This window comes from Acidovorax kalamii, from assembly GCF_002245625.1.
Taxonomy (GTDB): Bacteria; Pseudomonadota; Gammaproteobacteria; order Burkholderiales; family Burkholderiaceae_C; genus Acidovorax; species Acidovorax kalamii.
In genome coordinates this window covers 105,303-123,404 of sequence record NZ_NOIG01000012.1, presented here as the reverse complement: position 1 = coordinate 123,404, position 18,102 = coordinate 105,303, and the positions used below count along the sequence as shown (strand labels likewise).

Annotated in this window: 15 protein-coding genes; 4 read left to right on the top strand and 11 right to left on the bottom strand. The window is 68.2% G+C overall.

Annotation, left to right across the window (positions count from 1 at the left end; all coding sequences use genetic code 11):
• Positions 1–440 precede the first annotated feature (440 nt).
• A complete protein-coding gene (gene cutA, locus CBY09_RS20060) occupies positions 441–788 on the top strand; it encodes a divalent-cation tolerance protein CutA (protein ID WP_094291494.1) in 348 nt (115 codons plus the stop codon).
• Between the two features lie 72 nt (positions 789–860).
• On the opposite strand, the gene CBY09_RS20055 is transcribed toward cutA, so the two are convergent.
• The 3 genes from CBY09_RS20055 to ftsY form a co-directional block, all read right to left on the bottom strand.
• Positions 861–1,955: a hypothetical protein gene (locus CBY09_RS20055; protein WP_094291336.1), complete on the bottom strand. Its 1,095-nt coding sequence runs from the start codon at positions 1,953–1,955 to the stop codon at positions 861–863.
• A 103-nt stretch (positions 1,956–2,058) separates the two neighbouring features.
• On the bottom strand, positions 2,059–4,707 hold the full coding sequence (locus CBY09_RS20050) for an EAL domain-containing protein (protein WP_094291335.1): 2,649 nt from the start codon (positions 4,705–4,707) through the stop codon (positions 2,059–2,061).
• Positions 4,708–4,848: 141 nt separating this feature from the next.
• Entirely contained in the window at positions 4,849–6,237 is a 1,389-nt protein-coding gene (gene ftsY / locus CBY09_RS20045) for a signal recognition particle-docking protein FtsY (RefSeq protein ID WP_094291334.1), read from the bottom strand.
• 28 nt (positions 6,238–6,265) lie between these two features.
• Between ftsY and CBY09_RS20040 the strand changes: the two genes are divergently transcribed.
• From CBY09_RS20040 to rsmD, 3 genes are read left to right on the top strand one after another with little or no spacing between them, the layout of a single operon-like run.
• Positions 6,266–7,723, top strand: coding sequence for a M16 family metallopeptidase (locus tag CBY09_RS20040; RefSeq protein ID WP_094291333.1), 1,458 nt, complete (start codon positions 6,266–6,268; stop codon positions 7,721–7,723).
• A gap of 21 nt (positions 7,724–7,744) precedes the next feature.
• Positions 7,745–9,094, top strand: a complete 1,350-nt coding sequence (locus tag CBY09_RS20035) for a M16 family metallopeptidase (RefSeq protein WP_094291332.1) — start codon at positions 7,745–7,747, stop codon at positions 9,092–9,094.
• Positions 9,091–9,777, top strand: coding sequence for a 16S rRNA (guanine(966)-N(2))-methyltransferase RsmD (gene rsmD, locus CBY09_RS20030; RefSeq protein ID WP_094291331.1), 687 nt, complete (start codon positions 9,091–9,093; stop codon positions 9,775–9,777). Before CBY09_RS20035 ends, rsmD begins: the two co-directional genes overlap by 4 nt.
• A 43-nt stretch (positions 9,778–9,820) precedes the next feature.
• On the opposite strand, the gene CBY09_RS20025 is transcribed toward rsmD, so the two are convergent.
• The 8 genes from CBY09_RS20025 to CBY09_RS19990 all read right to left on the bottom strand — a co-directional run bounded on the left by CBY09_RS20025 (position 9,821) and on the right by CBY09_RS19990 (position 17,925).
• Positions 9,821–11,524: a DUF4832 domain-containing protein gene (locus tag CBY09_RS20025; RefSeq protein ID WP_094291330.1), complete on the bottom strand. Its 1,704-nt coding sequence runs from the start codon at positions 11,522–11,524 to the stop codon at positions 9,821–9,823.
• A 56-nt stretch (positions 11,525–11,580) separates the two neighbouring features.
• Positions 11,581–12,021, bottom strand: a complete 441-nt coding sequence (locus CBY09_RS20020; RefSeq protein WP_094291329.1) for a hypothetical protein — start codon at positions 12,019–12,021, stop codon at positions 11,581–11,583.
• Complete coding sequence (locus CBY09_RS20015; RefSeq protein ID WP_094291328.1) at positions 12,018–12,488, bottom strand: lysozyme inhibitor LprI family protein; 471 nt, start codon at positions 12,486–12,488, stop codon at positions 12,018–12,020. Before CBY09_RS20015 ends, CBY09_RS20020 begins: the two co-directional genes overlap by 4 nt.
• Positions 12,489–12,557: 69 nt before the next feature.
• A complete protein-coding gene (locus tag CBY09_RS20010) occupies positions 12,558–12,878 on the bottom strand; it encodes a hypothetical protein (RefSeq protein WP_094291327.1) in 321 nt (106 codons plus the stop codon).
• Positions 12,879–12,893: 15 nt separating this feature from the next.
• Positions 12,894–14,618 (bottom strand): TPM domain-containing protein, encoded by a 1,725-nt coding sequence (locus CBY09_RS20005; RefSeq protein WP_133066314.1) that lies wholly within the window; start codon positions 14,616–14,618, stop codon positions 12,894–12,896.
• Positions 14,619–14,691: 73 nt separating this feature from the next.
• Positions 14,692–15,873: a helix-turn-helix transcriptional regulator gene (locus CBY09_RS20000; RefSeq protein WP_133066313.1), complete on the bottom strand. Its 1,182-nt coding sequence runs from the start codon at positions 15,871–15,873 to the stop codon at positions 14,692–14,694.
• A 147-nt stretch (positions 15,874–16,020) separates the two neighbouring features.
• Positions 16,021–16,815, bottom strand: a complete 795-nt coding sequence (locus CBY09_RS19995; RefSeq protein ID WP_094291324.1) for a DUF3667 domain-containing protein — start codon at positions 16,813–16,815, stop codon at positions 16,021–16,023.
• A gap of 186 nt (positions 16,816–17,001) precedes the next feature.
• Positions 17,002–17,925, bottom strand: a complete 924-nt coding sequence (locus CBY09_RS19990) for an IPTL-CTERM sorting domain-containing protein (RefSeq protein ID WP_094291323.1) — start codon at positions 17,923–17,925, stop codon at positions 17,002–17,004.
• Positions 17,926–18,102: the final 177 nt, after the last annotated feature.

Below are 18,102 nucleotides of genomic sequence, written 5' to 3'. Positions count from 1 at the left end.
CCAAGCAGCCCGGCTGGAAAAAAATACAAGACTCAGTGAGAAACGCCCGGGAAAGTACAGCACTGAAGGAATAAAAAGTACAAAGGTAGGCCCCCCGTGTTGTTCCAAGTCGTTGATTTCTCGAATTCGGCAGTACAACACTCAGCGCATACCGACAGCCGGAGCGTTTGTTTTGGGTGACAGGCGCGCAAACACCGGGTTGTTATGTAAATTGTTGATTCAAAAAGGTTTTTATCAGTGAGGTCATCCAACTTCAGACATCTGCCCGGTATCTGAGCAGGCAGAAAACTCATGGTTCCGCGCACCGTCGCGCCAAATTCTGTCGATTGTTGCGACAAACGGAGCTGTCTTTTCATGCTTTCGGTGTGGTTGGTTTCGGCGCTGGCATTGCCCCTGCCGCCATGGCAGACTGCACCGCCCAACGCCTTTGGGAGACGCGCATGACCGAGCCGACTGCACTTTGCGATATCACAGTTCTCACCACCACCGTGGCCAGCGAGGCCGAGGCGCGGCAGTTGGTGCAGCAGGTTCTGCAGGCCCGGCTGGCTGCCTGTGTGCAGGTGGAGCCGATCACAGCCTATTTCCGCTGGCAGGGCGCGCAGCAGGAGGACCGCGAGTTTCGGTTGGTGTGCAAAACCGCACCCCGGGCCCTTCATCCCTTGCTGGCTCTCGTGCGAGCGCACCATCCTTACGTGCTTCCGCAGCTGGTGGTGCAGACGCTGCAGGGTTCGGCGGAGTATGCCGACTGGGTGGACGCGCAAGTGGCCCACCCCGTGGTGTCGGCCTGACGGCGGGTTGGGCATCGCCCAGTTGTTCGGGCCCGGGGTTGGGGGCGTGCGCCCGCCAACCCCTTGGCTGATTTACACACTCAAGTCAATCTGCTGCACCGTCCCCACCCCTCCGTCCTCGCGCAGGTACACGCTCGTGGAGCGCACGGCGCCCAGGGAGGTGTTGTCAGCGGTGCGCAGGGCAAACGGGGTGGTGGCCGATGCGGCGGTCTGCACGGCGCCCACGCCGAGTTCGGCCAGGGTTTGCAGGCGGCCGGTGCCGTCGGCACTCGGGGTCCACACGCGCAGTTGTTGGTAGACAGGGTCGGCTTCGTCGATCCAGCCGTTGCCGTCGGTGTCGTGCCGGGCCAGCTCGGCAAAGCCATTGCCGGTGCCGGGGCCGAAGAGTTCCAGGCCGTTGTCGATGAGCGCGTTCTGGTTGGTGTCCAGCGCCAGATAGCCCCGGTTGCCTGCCAGCAGGGGCACGTTTTCGGCTTCGCCGTCGCCGTTCAGGTCGAAAGAAAAACGTTGGTCTTGCAGCTGGGCGGCGGTGCCGTCGAAGTTGATCACCAGGGGATCGATGGCGGTGGCGTCGCCCAGGCGCAGGCTGAACGAGGATTCCTGGCGGTAGCTGCGCTGCATATCGAGCTGCAGGGTGAATCGGATCTCGCGCCCGTCGGCGGTGCGCACCACGCCCTGGGCGCTGAACTGGGTGCGTTCGGTTTCTTCGATGACCTCGCGCTGTTCATAGACCAGGCCAAATCCGGCGCGTTGGCGCCCGGGGGCGGAGTCTGCCTGGGCTTGCGCGGGGCGCTGGGGCGGGGTGGGCGCTTCGGCCGAGGAGCCCTGTCCGGTATAGACGCGCACCCGCACGCCGGTCATGAGTGCGATGAGGTCGCGCATCAGGGCGAGCTGGGGTGTGAGGCCTTCATCGGCGTCGGTTTCACTGGGGGCGGTGGTGGCCTCGGTGGCCGTGGTGGTGGCCATCTGGGTGGCCTGGCGGGCCTGCGCAGCCTGGGCCAGGCGGGCGGCGCTGGAGATCTGGACCGCCGGGGCCGCTCGGGCGGTGTTGGATGCGTTGGCGGGGCGGCGGTCGCCCACCCATGCTTCAAAGCGGCTGCTTTGGGTGTGCACGCGTGTCGCGGCGTGCTGGGCCTGCATCTGCAGGGCGGATGATTCGATCTTCATGGGACACCTCCGCGGTTGCCACAAGGAGATATCGGCCAGCGGGGGCAAGAACTTGATTGACCCTGGTGCGGGCAGGGCCGCGGGGCGCGCGAAGACTCGGGGGCTATCTAGCCTGCAGCACCTGGCGCTCGAAGTCCTCCAGCGCCAGCGGGCGGCCGAACAGGTAGCCCTGGAAAGCCTGGCAGCCGTGCGATAGCAGGAACTGGTGGTGCTCGGTGGTTTCCACGCCCTCGGCGATCACGTCCAGGCCCAGGCTGCCCGCCAGCCCGATGATGGATCGCGCAATGGCGGCATCGCTCGGGTCCAGCAGCACGTCGCGCACAAAACCCTGGTCGATCTTGATCTGGTCCAGCGGCAGGCGCTTGAGGTAGCTCAGCGACGAGTAGCCGGTGCCAAAGTCGTCCAGGGAGAAACCCAGGCCATGGGCCTTGAGGGCTTGCATGGTGGCGATGACGTTGTCCACGTTGTCCAGCAGCAGGCTTTCGGTCAGCTCCAGCTTGATCTGAGCAGGGTCGGCCCCCGTGCTCTGCAGCAGTGCCAGCACCTGGGCCACAAAGTCTTCCTGCAGGAACTGGCGCGCACTCACGTTGATGGCGAGGCTGAGGTGGGCGAAGTGCGGCTCGTGCCGCCAGCGGGCCTGCTGGCGCAGGGCGGTTTCCATGACCCAGTGGCCCAGCGGCAGGATCAGGCCCGATTCTTCGGCCAGCGGTATGAATTCGGCGGGCGACACCATGCCGTGCACCGGGTGGCGCCAGCGCACCAGGGCCTCGGCGCCGGTGATGTGGCCCCGGCTGTCCACCTGCGGCTGGTACAGCAGCAGAAACTGCGCCTGGCGCAGGCCGTTGTGCAGCTCGGTCTCCAGCAGTGCGCGGCGGTTCACGGCCTGCTGCATGTCGGGGTCAAAAAAGCGCAGGGTGTTGCGCCCCGCGTCCTTGGCGCGGTACATGGCCATGTCGGCCTGCTTGAGCACTTCGTCCACCGAGTCGCGGTGGTGGCGCAGCAAGGTGGCGCCGATGCTGGCCGAAAAATGGTGCTCGTGCCCGGCCAGGTCATACGGCTGGCGCAGCTGGGCCAGGATCAGCTCGCCCAGGGTGCGGGTCTGGGCGGCGGCTTCGGTGGGGTCGCTGCTCAGGTTCTGCAGCACCACCACAAACTCGTCGCCGCCCAGGCGGGCCACGGTGTCCTGCTCGCGCACGCAACCGCGCAGGCGCTGGGCCACCTCCTTGAGCAGCAGGTCGCCCACCTCGTGGCCCCGGGTGTCGTTCAGGGTCTTGAAGTTGTCCAGGTCCACAAACAGCACGGCCGTGGTCAGGCCCGAGCGCGCGCCGTTGACCAGCACCTGCTGCAGCCGGTCCACCAGCAGGCGGCGGTTGGGCAGCTGGGTGAGCGCGTCGTAGAACGCCAGGTAGCGTGCTTCGTCTTCGGCGGCCTTGCGGCCCGAGATGTCGATGTCGATGCAGAACATCTCCGGTGGGTGGCCGGGCACCTGGATGTAGGCGTGGCTGGAGAACACATCCACCGGCGAGCCGTCCTTGCGCTGCAGCTGCAGCTCGCCCGCCGGGATGACCTCTCCCGTCTTGAACATGTGCGCCACATGGGCGCGCACGGCCTCGCGCATGGGCGGCGGGATGATGAGGTCGAGCAGGTTGGCGCCCAGCGCCTCTTCGGCGGTGTAGCCGTAGAGGTGTTCGGAAGCCTTGTTCCAGTAGCTGGTGGTGCCGTCTTCCAGATAGCCCTGCACCGAGATGGACGGGATATTGCGCAGCAGCGAACGAAAGCGAAGCTCGGACTCGCGCAGCGCGCTTTCGGCTTGCTTGCGTTTCGTGATGTCGCGGGCCAGGAACACCACGGCGGCCTGGCCACCCACCTTCACGCCCAGGGGCTGCGCGCGTCCCTCGAACTCGCGCCGTCCCGCCTGCGTCTGCATCTCGTACTCGATGGTGTGGGTCTGGCCCGATTGCAGGGTGTCGCGGATCAGCGCCATGAAACGATCCGCCTGCGGGGCGGGCAGCACCTCGTGCAGGCGCTTGCCGAGGAGCTGGGGGGCGCTGGCCGACAGCGCCGAATCGTCTGGCGAAAGCACTTCCACATAGCGCCCCTGTGCGTCCAGCACCAGCAGCACGTCGGGGATGGCCTGGGCGATGGCTTTCAGGCGCGCGGCGGTGCCCGCCAGTGCGTGTTCGGTAGCCATGCGGTCTTCCACATCGCGCAGCAGCAGCCCCAGGACCACGGTGGCGGGGGTGAAGGTGAGCAGGAAGGGCAGGGCCAGGGTCTGGTTGACGCGCTGGAGCACCACAGCGGGCAGCAGCTGGAACACCGCGATCACCGCCAGGTGCAGCAGCAGCCCGAACACGGCCAGCGGCACCGGCCGCACACCCACCTTGGCGCGTGCGCGCGCTTCGCGGTAGAGCAGGCCCATCACCGTGCACAGCGCAATCACCATCAGGCCCACCTCGGCCCCCGCGCCACCCAGCCACAGGCGCCCCGTGGCGGCCATGGCCGCTGCAATGCAGGCCACCAGGGGGCCGCCAAACAGCCCCGCCATGCTGAGCACGACCGAGCGCGCATCAAAGATCACGCCAGGCATGAGCACCACCGGGGTGAGCATGCCCACCACGCAGATGCCGCCAAAAATCAGCCCCGAAAAAAACTGGCCCACCAGGGGGCGGTGGCGCCAAAGGCGGATGTTGAAGCCGTGCAGAAAACACAGCGCCAACAGCAAGGCAACGCCTTTGACCAGCTCAATGAACATGGGCCTCCGTGCTTTTCCTGGGGAAGGCCCATCATGGGGGAATTGTTGCGATCCGTAAACTGAAAATGGCCCCGGATGGGGCCATTTGATGTCGAACCAGGCCCGGTTGGGCGACCCGCCGGGGGGCAGTTGAAGGCGGCTTCAGGCCAACAAAGCCTGCGCAAACTCGCGGGCGTTGAAGGTTTCCAGGTCTTCGAGTTTTTCGCCCACGCCGATGAAGTACACGGGGATGGGGCGCTCCTGCGCAATCGCGGCCAGCACGCCGCCCTTGGCTGTGCCGTCGAGCTTGGTCACGACGAGGCCGGTAAGCTGCAGCGCGTCGTCAAATGCGCGCACCTGCGCCAGCGCGTTCTGGCCCGTGTTGCCGTCGATCACCAGCAGCACCTCGTGGGGTGCCGTGGCGTCGGCCTTGGTCACCACGCGGCGGATCTTTTTCAGCTCTTCCATCAGGTGCAGCTGCGTGGGCAGGCGGCCGGCGGTGTCCACCAGCACCACATCCTTGCCGCGCGCCTTGCCTGCCGTGACGGCATCAAAGCTCACGGCAGCCGGGTCGCCGCCTTCCTGGCTCACGATCTCGACCGTGTTGCGGTCGGCCCACACACCGAGCTGCTCGCGCGCAGCGGCGCGGAAGGTGTCTGCAGCGGCCAGCAGCACGGCGGCGCCTTCGTCTGCCAGATGTTTGGTGAGTTTGCCGATCGACGTGGTCTTGCCCGCGCCGTTCACGCCCGCCACCATGATCACGGTGGGCGTGTGCTCGCCAATCACCAGGCTTTTTTCGAGCGGGCGCAACAGGTCGGCCAGCGCGTCGGCCAGCAAGCCCTTGACGGCGGCGGGGTCGGTGGCCTTGGCCTCCTTCACGCGGCGCTTGAGGTCCGCCAGCAGGTGGGCTGTGGCCTTGACGCCGGTGTCAGCCATCAGCAGGGCCTCTTCCAGCTCTTCATACAGCGCATCGTCGATCTGCGTGCCGGTGAACACGGTGGCAATGCTGCTGCCGGTCTTGCGCAGCCCGGCCTTCAGGCGATCGAGCCAGCCCTTGCGCTCGGCCGCCACGGGGGCTGGTGCGGGCACTGCGGCTGCAGGCGGGGGCACGGGGGCGGGTGGTGGAGCCACAGGGGGCAGGGGGGCAGGGGGCGCGATGGGCGCAGGGGTTGGCGCAACTGGCGCCACCGGGGCAATGGCTGGTGTCGCGGTGGGCGCTGCAAAGGGTACTGCTGGCACAGCGGCGGCGGGGACCGCCACGGGCACCACAACGGGCTCTGCAACGGGTGCCGCCACTGGCGCAGCGGCAGGTGCTGCGGGCAGTGGGGCCTCGGCCTCGTGCGTTTTGGCCGCAAAGGGGTTGCGCAGCCAGCCAAAGCCCGAGGGGGCGGGCGCAGCCACCGGCGGGGCGGGCTGTGCGGCAGGGGGTGTGGCGGGTGCAGGCGTGGGGGCAGGTACGGGTGCGGGTGCAACGGGCGCCTGGGCGTCTACCGGCGAGGCCGGGGCGGGCGCGTCGGTGGGGGCGGGTTTTTTCTTGAAGAAACTGAACATTGGAGGGTTCTTAGAATCACTCCATTCTATGAAACGCGCTTTCAACCTCCTGGGCCTCATGGCCTGCCTCTCGTGCGGGGCTGCCTTTGCGGCAACGCCACCGGTGCCTACAACCCCCGCTGCAGCGCCTGCCGTGGCACCCGCGACAGCCCCAGCCACGGCGTCAGGTGCGCAGCAGTTCACGCTGAAAAACGGCATGCAGCTCATCGTGCAGCCCGACCGGCGCGCCCCCACGGCGGTGCACATGGTCTGGCTGCGGGTCGGCTCCATGGACGAGGTGGACGGCGTGACCGGCGTGGCCCATGTGCTGGAGCACATGCTCTTCAAGGGCACCAAGACGCTGCAGCCGGGCGAGTTCTCGCGCCGCGTGGCGGCCCTGGGCGGGCGCGAAAACGCCTTCACCAGCCGCGACTACACGGGCTACTACCAGCAGATCCCGTCCAACCGGCTCGAAGACGTGATGAAGCTTGAATCCGACCGGTTTGCCAACAACCAGTGGCCGGATGACGAGTTCAAGAAAGAGATCGAGGTCGTCAAGGAAGAGCGCCGCCTGCGCACCGAAGACCAGCCCCGCGCCATGCTGGCCGAGCAGCTGTTTGCCACCACCTTCATCGCCGCGCCCTACCGCCGCCCCATCGTGGGCTGGATGAGCGACCTGGACGCGATGACCCCCGAGGACGTGCGTGCCTTCTACCGCCAGTGGTACACCCCCACCAACGCCGCCGTGGTGGTGGCGGGTGATGTGGACGTGGCCCAGGTGCGTGCGCTGGCCGAGAAGTATTACGGCAGCCTGCCCACCCACGCGCTGCCCGCGCGCAAGCCACGCATGGAGCCCGAGCAAAAAGGCCTGCGCCGCATTGCCGTCAAGGCTCCCGCCGAGCAGGCCTATGTGGCGCTGGCCTTTCGTGCGCCCAGCCTGCGCCGGGTGGACAACCTCACCGATGCCGACCGCGACGCGCTCGCGCTGATGGTGCTGTCGGCCGTGTTCAACGGCTACGACGGCGCGCGGCTGGACCGCGCCTTGACCCAGGGCGACAACCGCGTGGCCGACAGCGCCAGCAGCAGCGCGATGGTGACGGGGCGTGGGCCCAGCCTGTTCATGCTCAGCGGTGTGCCCGCCGCAGGCAAGACCGCCCAGCAGGTGGAAGACGCGCTGCGCGCCGAGGTGGCCCGTGTGGCCCGCGATGGTGTGAGCGAGGCCGAGCTGACCCGCGTGAAAACGCAGTGGATTGCCTCCACCGTGTACGAGCGCGACTCGGTGATGAGCCAGGCGCAGGAGCTGGGCGGCAACTGGGTGCAGGGTTTTCCGCTGGATGCCAACGAGCGCCTGTTGGCCCTGCTGCGCACCGTGACGCCGGCCCAGGTGCAGGCCGTGGCCGCCAGATATTTTGGTGACGACCAGCTCACCGTGGCCACGCTGCTGCCCCAGCCACTGGACGCCCCCCGCCCCCGCGCGTCGCCCGCGCCCGGTGCTGCCCGCCACTGAAACCGATTTGCGCACTCACCCATGATTACTATTAAAAAGATAGCGGCTCACGCTTTGCTGGCGGGCGCAGGAGCCGTTTTTTACTCAAATTCTGCCTGGGCGCTGCTGCCCATCCAGCACTGGACGGAGGGGAACGGCGCCAAGGTGTACCTGGTCGAAAGCCCCGTCATCCCCATGGTGGACGTGCAGATCGACTTTGACGCCGGCACGCGCCGCGACCCGGCGGGCCAGTCGGGCCTGGCCAGCGCCGTGGCCATGATGGCCAGCAAGGGCGTGAAGGCGCAGGGCAGTGCCCCCGCGCTGGACGAAAACGGCCTGGGTGAAGCCTGGGCCGACCTGGGCGCCAACTTCGAGGCCTCTGCGGACAACGACGCATTGCACTACACGCTGCGCTCGCTCACCGATCCGCCGTTGCTCGACAAGGCCGCCCGCCTGGCCGCGCGCCAGATCGGCGAACCCAGCTTCCCGGCCGATGTGTGGCCGCGCGACCGCGCACGCTGGAGCGCCAGCCTCAAGGAGTCGCTCACCCGCCCCTCCACCGTGGCCGCCCATGCGTTTGGCTCGGCCGTGTACGGCAGCCACCCGTATGGCGTGCGCACCAGCGAGGAGACCCTGGCGCGCATCAACGTGGCCGACATGCAGGCCTTCCATGCCCAGCACATCGCCCCCTGCCGCGCCAAGGTCAGCATCGTGGGCGCCGTGTCACGCGCGCAGGCCCAGACGCTGGTGGCGACGCTGCTGTCACGCCTGCCCGCCAGCACAGGATGCGCGCCGTTGCCACCGGTGGGCGAGATCGCCGCACTCTCGGCGCCGGTTGAACAGAATATTCCCTTCACCTCGGCCCAGGCCCATGTGCTGATCGGCCAGCCCGGCTTTCAGCGCCGCGACCCGGACTTTGTGCCGCTGCTGGTGGGCAACCACATCCTGGGTGGCGGCGGTTTCGTCTCGCGCCTGACCAACGAGGTGCGCGAAAAACGCGGGCTCTCGTACAGCGTCTACAGCTACTTCGCCTCTGGCCTGCACGCGGGCGCCTTCACCGTGGGCCTGCAGACGCGGCCTGACCAGGCGGCGCAGGCCGTGCAGGTCTCGCGCGACGTGATCGCCCGCTTTGTGGCCGAAGGCCCCACCGAGGCCGAGCTGCGCGCCGCCAAGGACAACCTCATCGGCGGCTTTGCGCTGCGCATCGACAGCAACAAAAAGCTGCTGGGCAACGTGGCCAACATCGCCTGGAACGACCTGCCGCTCGACTACCTGGACCAGTGGACGAAGAAGGTCGAAGCCCTGACGGTGGCCGATGTGCGCACCGCCATGGCCAAAAAGCTGCAGCCCGAGCGCATGGTCACCGTGGTGGTGGGAGGTAAGCAGCCATGAGCCGATCGACCCTGCGCGGCAGCGCCATCACCGCTGAAATCCGCAAGGCCCAGGCCGCAGCCGCTGCGGCCCCCGTGGCCCCCAAAAAAGGCGCCAAAGACAAACCCGCTGCCGCCGCTGCTGCCCCCAAGGGCGCGGGCGAAATCCGCATCATCGGCGGGCAGTGGAAGCGCACCCGCCTGCCCGTGGCCCAGCGCCCCGGCCTGCGCCCCACGCCCGACCGCGTGCGCGAAACCCTGTTCAACTGGCTGGGCCAGGACCTGAGTGGCTGGCGCTGCCTGGACGCCTTTGCGGGCACGGGCGCGCTGGGGCTCGAAGCCGCATCGCGCGGCGCTGCGGCGGTGCAGCTGGTGGAAAGTGATGCCGCGCTGGTGGCCCAGCTGCAGGTGCTGCAGGCCAAGCTGCAGGCCAGCGCCGTGCGCGTGCAGCGCGGCGACGGCGTGGCCGCGCTGAAGCAGGCCGCGCCCGCCAGTGTGGATCTGGTGCTGCTCGACCCGCCGTTTGACGGCGACCTGTTTGCCCCCGCCCTGCAGGCCGCCGCCAAGGCCGTGGCCGCAGAGGGTTTTATCTACCTCGAAGCCCCCCGCGCCTGGACCGACGAAGAACTGGCCCCGAGTGGCCTGGTGCTGTACCGGCACCTCAAGGCTGGTGCGGTGCACGCGCACCTGCTCAAGCGCAGCTGACGCAGCACGGCTGAGGCAGGGCAGCTCGACGGCCGTCCTCCCGCTACCTTCTCAGCGTCACCAGCCGCGCGCTGCCATCGGCTTCAATGCCGGCCATGTTCCAGCGCAGCGTCTGCGGCAGCGCCGCGAGCGTGGGCTGGCGCACCCAGGCCAGGTGCACGGTGTAGTCGCCCGCGGGAAGACTGGGCGGGGTCCAGGGGGTGCTGATCTGGGCGGGCTGGCCCGGCAGCACGCCGCGCGCCTGGGCCGCGCTCAGCAGCACCTGCTGGTCCATCACCTGGCCTGAGGCATTGCGCAGCTGGGCCTGCAGCTGCCAGGGCGCATACAGCGGCGCGTTGCCGGTGTTGTCCACCCGCAGCTGCAGCTGCACCGTGGTGGCCGACAGGGCGGTGACGCTGACCGGCCCCAGCGCAAAGCGGTAACCCGCCTCGCGCCCCACGGCCGCCAGGTCGGCCTGTTCGCTGGCCGAGAAGCTGGCCCAGGGCGCGTTCAGGTTGCCATTGCCCACGGTGGACACATGGAAGTCGCGCACCTGCTGCAGCGCCGTGGCGGCGTTGGTTTGCGCGCTGCCGGGGCCAAAGGGGCAGAACTCGGCCACCCAGGGCGCGGTTTTCCAGCGGTCGGCAATCAGTGCCCAGTCGGCCGGGCGGTTGGTCCACTGATTCATGTAGCCCGCCTGGGCCAGGCAGTCCCAGCGCAGGCCCACGGGCAGCGTGGTGGTGGTCTGCTGGAAGAGCCCGTACTGCAGCGCATCGAGGTTGGAGTAGGGGATGAACATCGCGTGCTGCGCATGTGGGAACACGTAGAAGTGCATCTGCGCAATGCTGCGTTTGGTGGCGTTGGTGGCTGCCTCGATGCCTTGCGCCTGCACGGCCGGGGTGTAGACCACGTTGGTGCTGCTCTGCGCCCATTCGCCGTACTGGCCATACAGGCCCACATCGATCCAGGCGAGGTCAGACGTGTCGCCCAGCGCCGCCGCCACCGCCTGCAGCAGCGCCTGCATGCGGGCCAGCACGTAGGGGTGGTTCCAGTTGGGCACCAGCGTGGGCGGGGTGGGTGGCACGGTGGTGGGCATGGGGGCTGCCCACACGCAGGCCGGGTTGGGGGCGGTGCATTCGGGGCGCGCCGTGCCTGCGCCATAGAGGTAGGTGGGCACGTCCAGCGTCTCGGTGCCATAGCCGCGCATGGCCTGGAGGCGGAACGCAAACTGCTGCCCCGCCGCCCGCGCCGCATCGCGTGCGGCCACTAGGCTGCTGAGGGTGTACTGGCCCGGCGTGGCGCCCTCCAGCTCGTTCCAGCGGTAGCGTTGGAAGGCGGCCAGCGGCGGCGCCGAATCGCCCAGCGGCACGGCGGCCGGGTTGGCGCGCCAGCGGTGGTAGCCCCGGCCAGGGTTGGGGGTGAGGTCGCTGGCAATGGGCAGGGGCGCGAGTGTGGTGTTGACCGATACCACCGTCCAGGCCGGGCTGGTGGGCGCGGGCGCAGGGCTGGGTGCGGGCGTTGGCGACGGTGTCGGAAAGGGCGCTGGTGCGGGTGCCGACGGCGATGTGGGCGAAGGCGCCACCGGTGGGCTGCCTGGCTGCGGCGCGGGTGCCGGCGTGGTGGCGTTGCCCGGGATGGGCGCAGGGGCGGGCGCGGGCGGCTCGGCTGTGTTCGTGTCACTGCCGCCGCAGGCCGACGCCAGCAGCGCGGCCGCCAGGGCCGAGAGCCGCGCCATGCGGGCCGGGTGCAGGGTGCTGAGAGGGTTCATGGGCGGCTTTCTTGAATGAAATTCGGCCTTTGCGCGCGTCTGGTAAGCGCTTGTTGCTATTGTTTTTGATGTGACCGGTCGGTGCCGGAGGCGCCGGGCTCCGCCGCCACGGTCAGGCGCAGCGCGCCGCCTTCGAGCGTGTAGGTGAAGGTGTAGTGGCCCGGCGCCAGCGTGGTGCGGCCACCGGGGAAGGAGGTGTCGGTTACGTGGGTGAACTGGCGCTGGCCGATCTGGATGCGGGTCTTGCGGTAGTGCGCCAGCGTGGCAGGCAGCGCGTGCCAGCGGCTGGTGTCGCCCGGCAGCAGCGGGCCCAGGTCCACATCCGTGCCCTGCTGCGGCAGGCCTTGCCAGACATGGGTGAAGGCCTCCTGGCTGCTGTTGCGCACGCGCAGCCACACTTGGGCGTTGCCCTGCGCATGGGCTCCGGTGGGGCGCAGCAATGGCGCCAACACGGCCGCCCACAGGGGCAGGCGCTGCAGCCAGGTGCGGCGCATCATTGCGAATCCTTCAGGCTGTCCAGGTCTTCAGTCAGCTTGCACACGCGGGCGCGTCGGCGCTCCAGTGCAGCGCCGCCGATGTTGAGCGCGGCCGAACTGCCTTGGTCGGCAAACACGGCGCTGTCCCACTGGCCCTGGGCGGTGTCAAACGCCAGCCAGGCGCGCTGGGCTGCGCGCAGGGTGTCACGCCGGCCGGGGCCAGCAGCTTTCAGCACCTGGGCGTAGATGCGATTCAGCTCTTTGTCCCAGGCGGCGTAGGCGGCGTTCTGGGCATCGATCAAGTCCACCGTCACGCCGCCGCTGCGCTCAGAGGCGGCGCCCAGGGCCTTGTCGATGTGGTGCGCGGTGCGCTGGCCGCAGAAATGTTCGGCGGCGTGTACGGCCTGCGTGCCTGCGGCCAGCAGCATGGATGCTGCGAGCAGTGCGAGAGCGGTGCGGCGCCGGGTTGGGAGAAGGCGATGGTGCATGGTGGTGTGTCCCTCAGTGTTTTTTTGCTGGCGTGATTGCTTGGGTCTTTCAGATGCAGCGCGGCCCGCTCACGCCCCCACCCACAGCAGCGCCACCAAGGTGGACAGCAGCGCGAGCACGGTGAAGGTGACCACCGCACCGCCGCTGGCGGCCGCCACGCTGGCCACGGTGGACCATCCGCGTGCCTGGCACCAGTGCGCCAGGTGGCGGGCCAGCCACAGCGCAGCGAGCCAGCCCAGCACCAGCAGCACGGCCAGGGTGCCCAGCAGCTGTCCGCCCTGCGCGGAGTTCATGCCGTTGCTGCCCACCAGTGCGGTGAACATGAAGAACAGCGCGGGCAGCAGGTTGGCAGCGCCCGCCAGGAGCAGGGTGAGGGTGGTGGCTGACATGGGTGGGATGGCGCCTTATTCCGTGATGGCGTAGCTCAGCACGTCCAGCGACTGCGTGTCCTTGGGGTTCCACGACAGGAAGTCCGAACGTGCAATGACGGTGTACGTCTTGCCCTGCACCAGCTTGCCGCCCGGCATCATCGCCTCGGTGCGCGGATCGACGTAGAGCATGGTGGTCAGGCCCTCGGCGCTGCGCATCAGCACGGCCTTCTTGCCGTCCTTCAACTTGGACTCGACCACATACGCGCTCTTGACGCCCGTGGGCGGGTTCAGGTTTTCCACGGTGCCCGACAGGCGGGTGATCTTCTGCCAGGTTTTGCTGTCCTGTGGCTTGACGGATTTGCCGCTTTCCGCCGCATCGGCCTTGTGCAGGTCGCCCAGCGAGTTGTAGGCAATGGTCCAGTCGGCGTGGCGGGTGTCGCGGCGGATGTGGTCGGCCGCGAGCATCAGGTTCTCCGTCCAGCCGCCGCAGGCGTTCTTCTTCTTGCACAGCGGCCAGGCCGTGCTGGTCCAGCGCTTGAGCTGCTCGGCCTTGTCGTGGCCGCGCATCTCCAGCGCCACGCCCGCGCCCAGCACGGCAGCGGCCTGGTTCTGCTCGGGCGCCACCACCAGCACGGCGCCGTTGCCCACGTCGAGCTTGCCCACGCGCAGCTGGCGCATCATGGCGTGGGCGTAGTCCTCGGCGCTCTTGCCGCCCAGGTCTTTCACCAGCAGGGTGACGATTTCCACGCCCGTCTTCTGCGCATGCTCGTACATCTGCTTTTCAAACTGCGCGCGGATGGCCGGGTCCAGGATGCCGAACTCGTCGTAGATGAACTGCGTGCCCTTGGACGGGATGGCGGCCACATCGGCCTTGGGCAGGGTTTCGGCCGCAGGCGCGGCCGCCAGGGCCGGGGCCTTGGCGGGTGGTGCGGCCACGGGCGAGGGCGATGGGGTGGCAACTGGCGCCTTGGCCACCGGGGTGGCGGGGGCCGGGGCGGGAGACGCGGCCGTTGGTACAGCCGCAGCCGTGCGCACCGGCAGCCCGCCGGAGCATTGCGGCCCGCCGCCCTGCAGCTCGCAGGCTTCCTTCCAGCCCGCCTCGATGGCGGCCAGGCGTTTTCTGCGGCCGGGGTGGGTTTCGCCGTCCTTCTCGGGGATCAGCGTGGCAATGGCGCGCTGGGCGTCGGCCAGCGGCGCGCCCATCTTGTAGAGCACAAAGCCGCTGAATTTGTCGGACTCCAGCTCGATGGGCGGCTGGCTGCCACCGGGCACGATGGTGTGGCCCGAGAGGTGGTGTCCGATCTCGTGGGCCATGATGCTCACGGGCGCCCAGTTGTTGGACTTGGTGGCCTCGATCACCTGGCCCATGAAGGCGGGGTTGTAGGCAATCACGCGGCGCGGCACCTGGTCGGGGCCCTGCATGATCACGGCGGCCGCGTTGGGCACCTTGCCCTCCACCACCACAAAGTTGGCGGGCAGGCCGGTGTACTTCATGATCTCGGCCACCACCTGCTTGCCGGTGCCGCCGCCCTTGGACAGGTCGGGCGGAGAAAACGCCAGCGGGCTGCCGTCGTACGAGCAGGCCTGCAGCGTGGCGGCCAGGTCGGCCACCAGCTGCGCCTTGCTGGGCTTGGCCACGGCAGCGGTCTTCTGGGCCATGGCCAGGCCACCGACAGCGAGGCCGACGAGGGCGCAGCAGGCCAGGGCGACCGGGCGCAGTTGGCGAAGCTGGGGCAGGGAGTGGCGAGACAAGGTCATGGACAGAGGCCTTTCATGCAGCGTTCAGCGCCGCGCAAAAATGAACAGAGACAAAAAAACAGAGAAACGAACGTCAAGCCACTAGCGCGGCCACGCGCAGCACGCGCTGCGCCAGCTCGGCCTGGCCCCGGGTGCCGGTCTTGGCATACAGGCTGGCCAGCTGTGATCGCACGGTGGGCATCTTCACTTGGCGGGTGTCGGCCATTTCGCGCGGTGTCATGCCCTGCAGCAGCAGGGGCAGCAGGGCCGCTTCGGCGGGGGTGAGGCCGTAGAGCGCGCTGCACACCGACACGGTGGCGCCCGCATGCGGGGGCGTCTCGGGCACCAGGATGAACTGGGCCAACGCCTCGCCCGTGGCAGGGGCCGTACCGCCGCGCAGGGGCGCCGCCAGTGCCACCAGCGTGGCGGGGGCGCCGGGGTGCTGGGGCTGCAGGCGGGCGGAGACAGGTGTCTGCGTGCTCAGGCTGGTGCCCAACAGCGGCACCAGCGCAGGGTGGATCTGCGCCAGCTGCAGCGGCTGGCGCGCCTGCCAGCCTGTGGCGCCGCGCAGCAGGATGCGGCAGGCGTCTTCAATGCCGAGCCATGCACGGGCGTGTTCGTTCAGGTAGCGCAGCTCGCCACGGCGGTTCACATGCATCACGCCCAGGGGCAGCTGGTCCAGTGTGCGCTCCAGCGCGCTGGTGTGGCGCTGGGCCTGCTGCAGGCGGCGCTGGGCGCGCATGAGGCTGCGCACCCAGGGCGTGGCGGCGCGCAGGCGGGCAAACTGCTCGGGCGTGAACTCGCTCTGGCCCAGGTCGTTGTACATCGCCAGCACATGCATACCGACCTCGGGCGAGGCCTCGACGATGCTGTTGACCATGGCATCAATGCCCAGGGGCTTGAGGTAGTCGGCATAAAACGCGCCCCGGCGTAGCGCCGGGGTGCTGACCAGCTGCTGGCTCAGCGATCCGCCGCGCGCCAGCGCCTGCCCCTGCTGGCGCTCCAGCGCCTCGCTCCAGGCGTCGCAGCCCTGGATGAGGTTCGCATAGCGCGCCAGAAAATCGTCGGGCATGCCCCACTGGTAGGCTGCCAGCGGGTCGTCCGAGCCGGGCAGGGGGCAGAACAGCACCACCTTGTGGCTGCCCAGCGCCTCGCCCAGGCGGCGCAGCAGGCGCTCCACCATGCCGGGCTCGCCCAGGGCCTCCAGGCTTTCGGCCATCAGGGCCTCAAAACCGGGGATTCCCAGGTGCTGCGTGTTCCACTCCTGACCGGCCAAGGCGGCCTCCTTTTTTCTGATTTGGTTGAACTGCGGCGGATCGTAGGTGCGTTGCCGCCAGGGCAACATCATTCAGGTGAAGGATGTGGTGGCACTCCGACACACAATCGTGAACTGGTTCACATTTTTCAGCGGCCGCCGGGTGGCTCAGCCGCCCATCTGCCAGAGCACCAACTCCACCACGCCCCGGGCATAGAGCTGGGTGGCCTGCCACTTGAGCCCGGCAAACAGCGCCCCGGCCAGCAGCAGCCAGCCCACGTCGCGGCGCAGATCCAGCAGAAAGAACTGCCGCAGCGCCAGCATGAACATCAGCGTCTGCAGCGCAGTCATGTACCAGGGCGACCACTGCTTGTGCCACTTGAGCAACTCCGGCGAGTGCGCCAGCACCAGCGGCAGCTGGTTCACCATCTGCAGCGCAATGAACACCGCCTGGCAGTACAACGCGAGCGCTAGCAGCTCGGCCAGGTTGTAGCCGCGCCGCCGGAACACCAGCCACATGCTGGAAAAAGCCGCCACCGCCCCCAGCGAAAACGACCACTTCGAGTACCCGGTGACCAGCGCATACATGCGCTGCGCCGCCTCGCTGGGCAGATCGGGCCGCAGGTAGTCGGTGTGGCCCAGCACGATGAGCAAAAAGCCGATGGACAGGAACAGCAGCGTGAGCGGGTGCGGGTGGTCCTTGCGCTGCCCCAGCACATACTCGCGCGCCATGGTGCCGGGCTGCGGCAGCACCCGCAGCGCGTTGCGGATGGAGCTCCACTCAAACCACCGGAATCGCTCCCAGGCCTCCTTGCGCACCATGCGGGTGCCCATGCGCGCCGCCTTCTTCTGCCCGCAGTGCGCGCAAAACGGCCCCGTGAGCGGCGCGCCACAGTTGAGGCAGGCCGAGGTGTCGAACAAGGCGTCGTGGATGGGGGCGGGGGGCGTGGGCGCAGAGGTCACAGGCGGGGCATACCGTGCAGCAAAACGGGCTGCGGATGGTAGGCCGCGAGCCCGCCTGTGCCATCGTTCATGTGAACGATGTGGCGTGGAAGCACCAGGGGTTGCTCCGGTGGCTGGAGCATCCCAAGATTGCTATGTTTTGTATAGCGTTTGGCGCTTGTGGGTAATGGGTGAAGGCTCGAAAGGCTACAGATGGCTCCTGCGGCGCAATGTCGCCATGCCCCATGCGGCAGCTGCCAGAGACATCAGGATCAAGCCCCATTCGCTGAGCGTGGGGATGGAGGTGGCGCCGCCGGGGGCAGGGGGCAGGGTGCCGCAGCCGGTGTACCAGGGGGTGACGGTGGACGCCTTGTCCCACGCGGCATCGACAGACGGCGTGATGTTGTTGGCGCACAGTGTGGATGCGCCCACCGCCAGAGCGGGGGGCGCTAAGGGGACTGGGCCGCTGAGTTGGTTGTTTTCGACCCGCAGGATGGTCAGTGAGGCTGGCAGCGGCGGAATGGAGCCGGTGAGCTGGTTGCTGTTGAGCACGATGTCCACCAGGTTGGTGCCCGCTAGCGCGGGGATGGCACCGGTAAGCTGGTTGTTGTAGGCGCGAAACCGCAGCAGCGCTGGCGCCCCCGCCAGCGCGGGGATGGCGCCCGTGAACTGGTTGCCAAAGGCATAGTAGTTTTGCAGCTGGCCCAGGCCAACGGGGCTGGGCAAGGAGCCTGAAAGCTGGTTGAAGCTCACGTCGAAGGTGACCAAAGAGGCCAAGCCCGAAATGGCTGGCACGGCGCCCGTGAGGGCATTGGTGGCCAGGCCGATCTGCTGCAGGTCGGGCAACGCAGACCAGTCGGGAAGGGTGCCCATCAGGTTGTTGCTGGGCAGGTTCAATGTGGTGACGGTGTTCTGTCCGCCGTCGCAAGTCACACCATACCAGGTGCACTCTGTGCCAGGGGCTCCGTTCCAGTTGGTGCTGGTCGTCCAGCCGGCGCCGTTGGTGGCGACGTAAAAGTCCAGCAGATATTGCCTCTGGGGCGCAGGCACGGCGGCCTGGGTTGCTGTGGCGGCGAGTGTTGCGGACGCCAGCGCAATGCGCAGCAGAAGGCGGGAACAAGGCAGTTTCATGTGAATGCGTGAACGTTGAAAAGTAGCGATGGATGTCGCTGGAGAGTCCCGGCACCATGGGGCTGGTGCTGGCGCTGTGGCGGAAATTTAGGGCGGGTAGGGGGTGCCGCACATCCTCTGCCTGAAGGAGGACAAGCGCTGCCTGTGCCTGGACGCAACACGTCGTTCACATGAGGG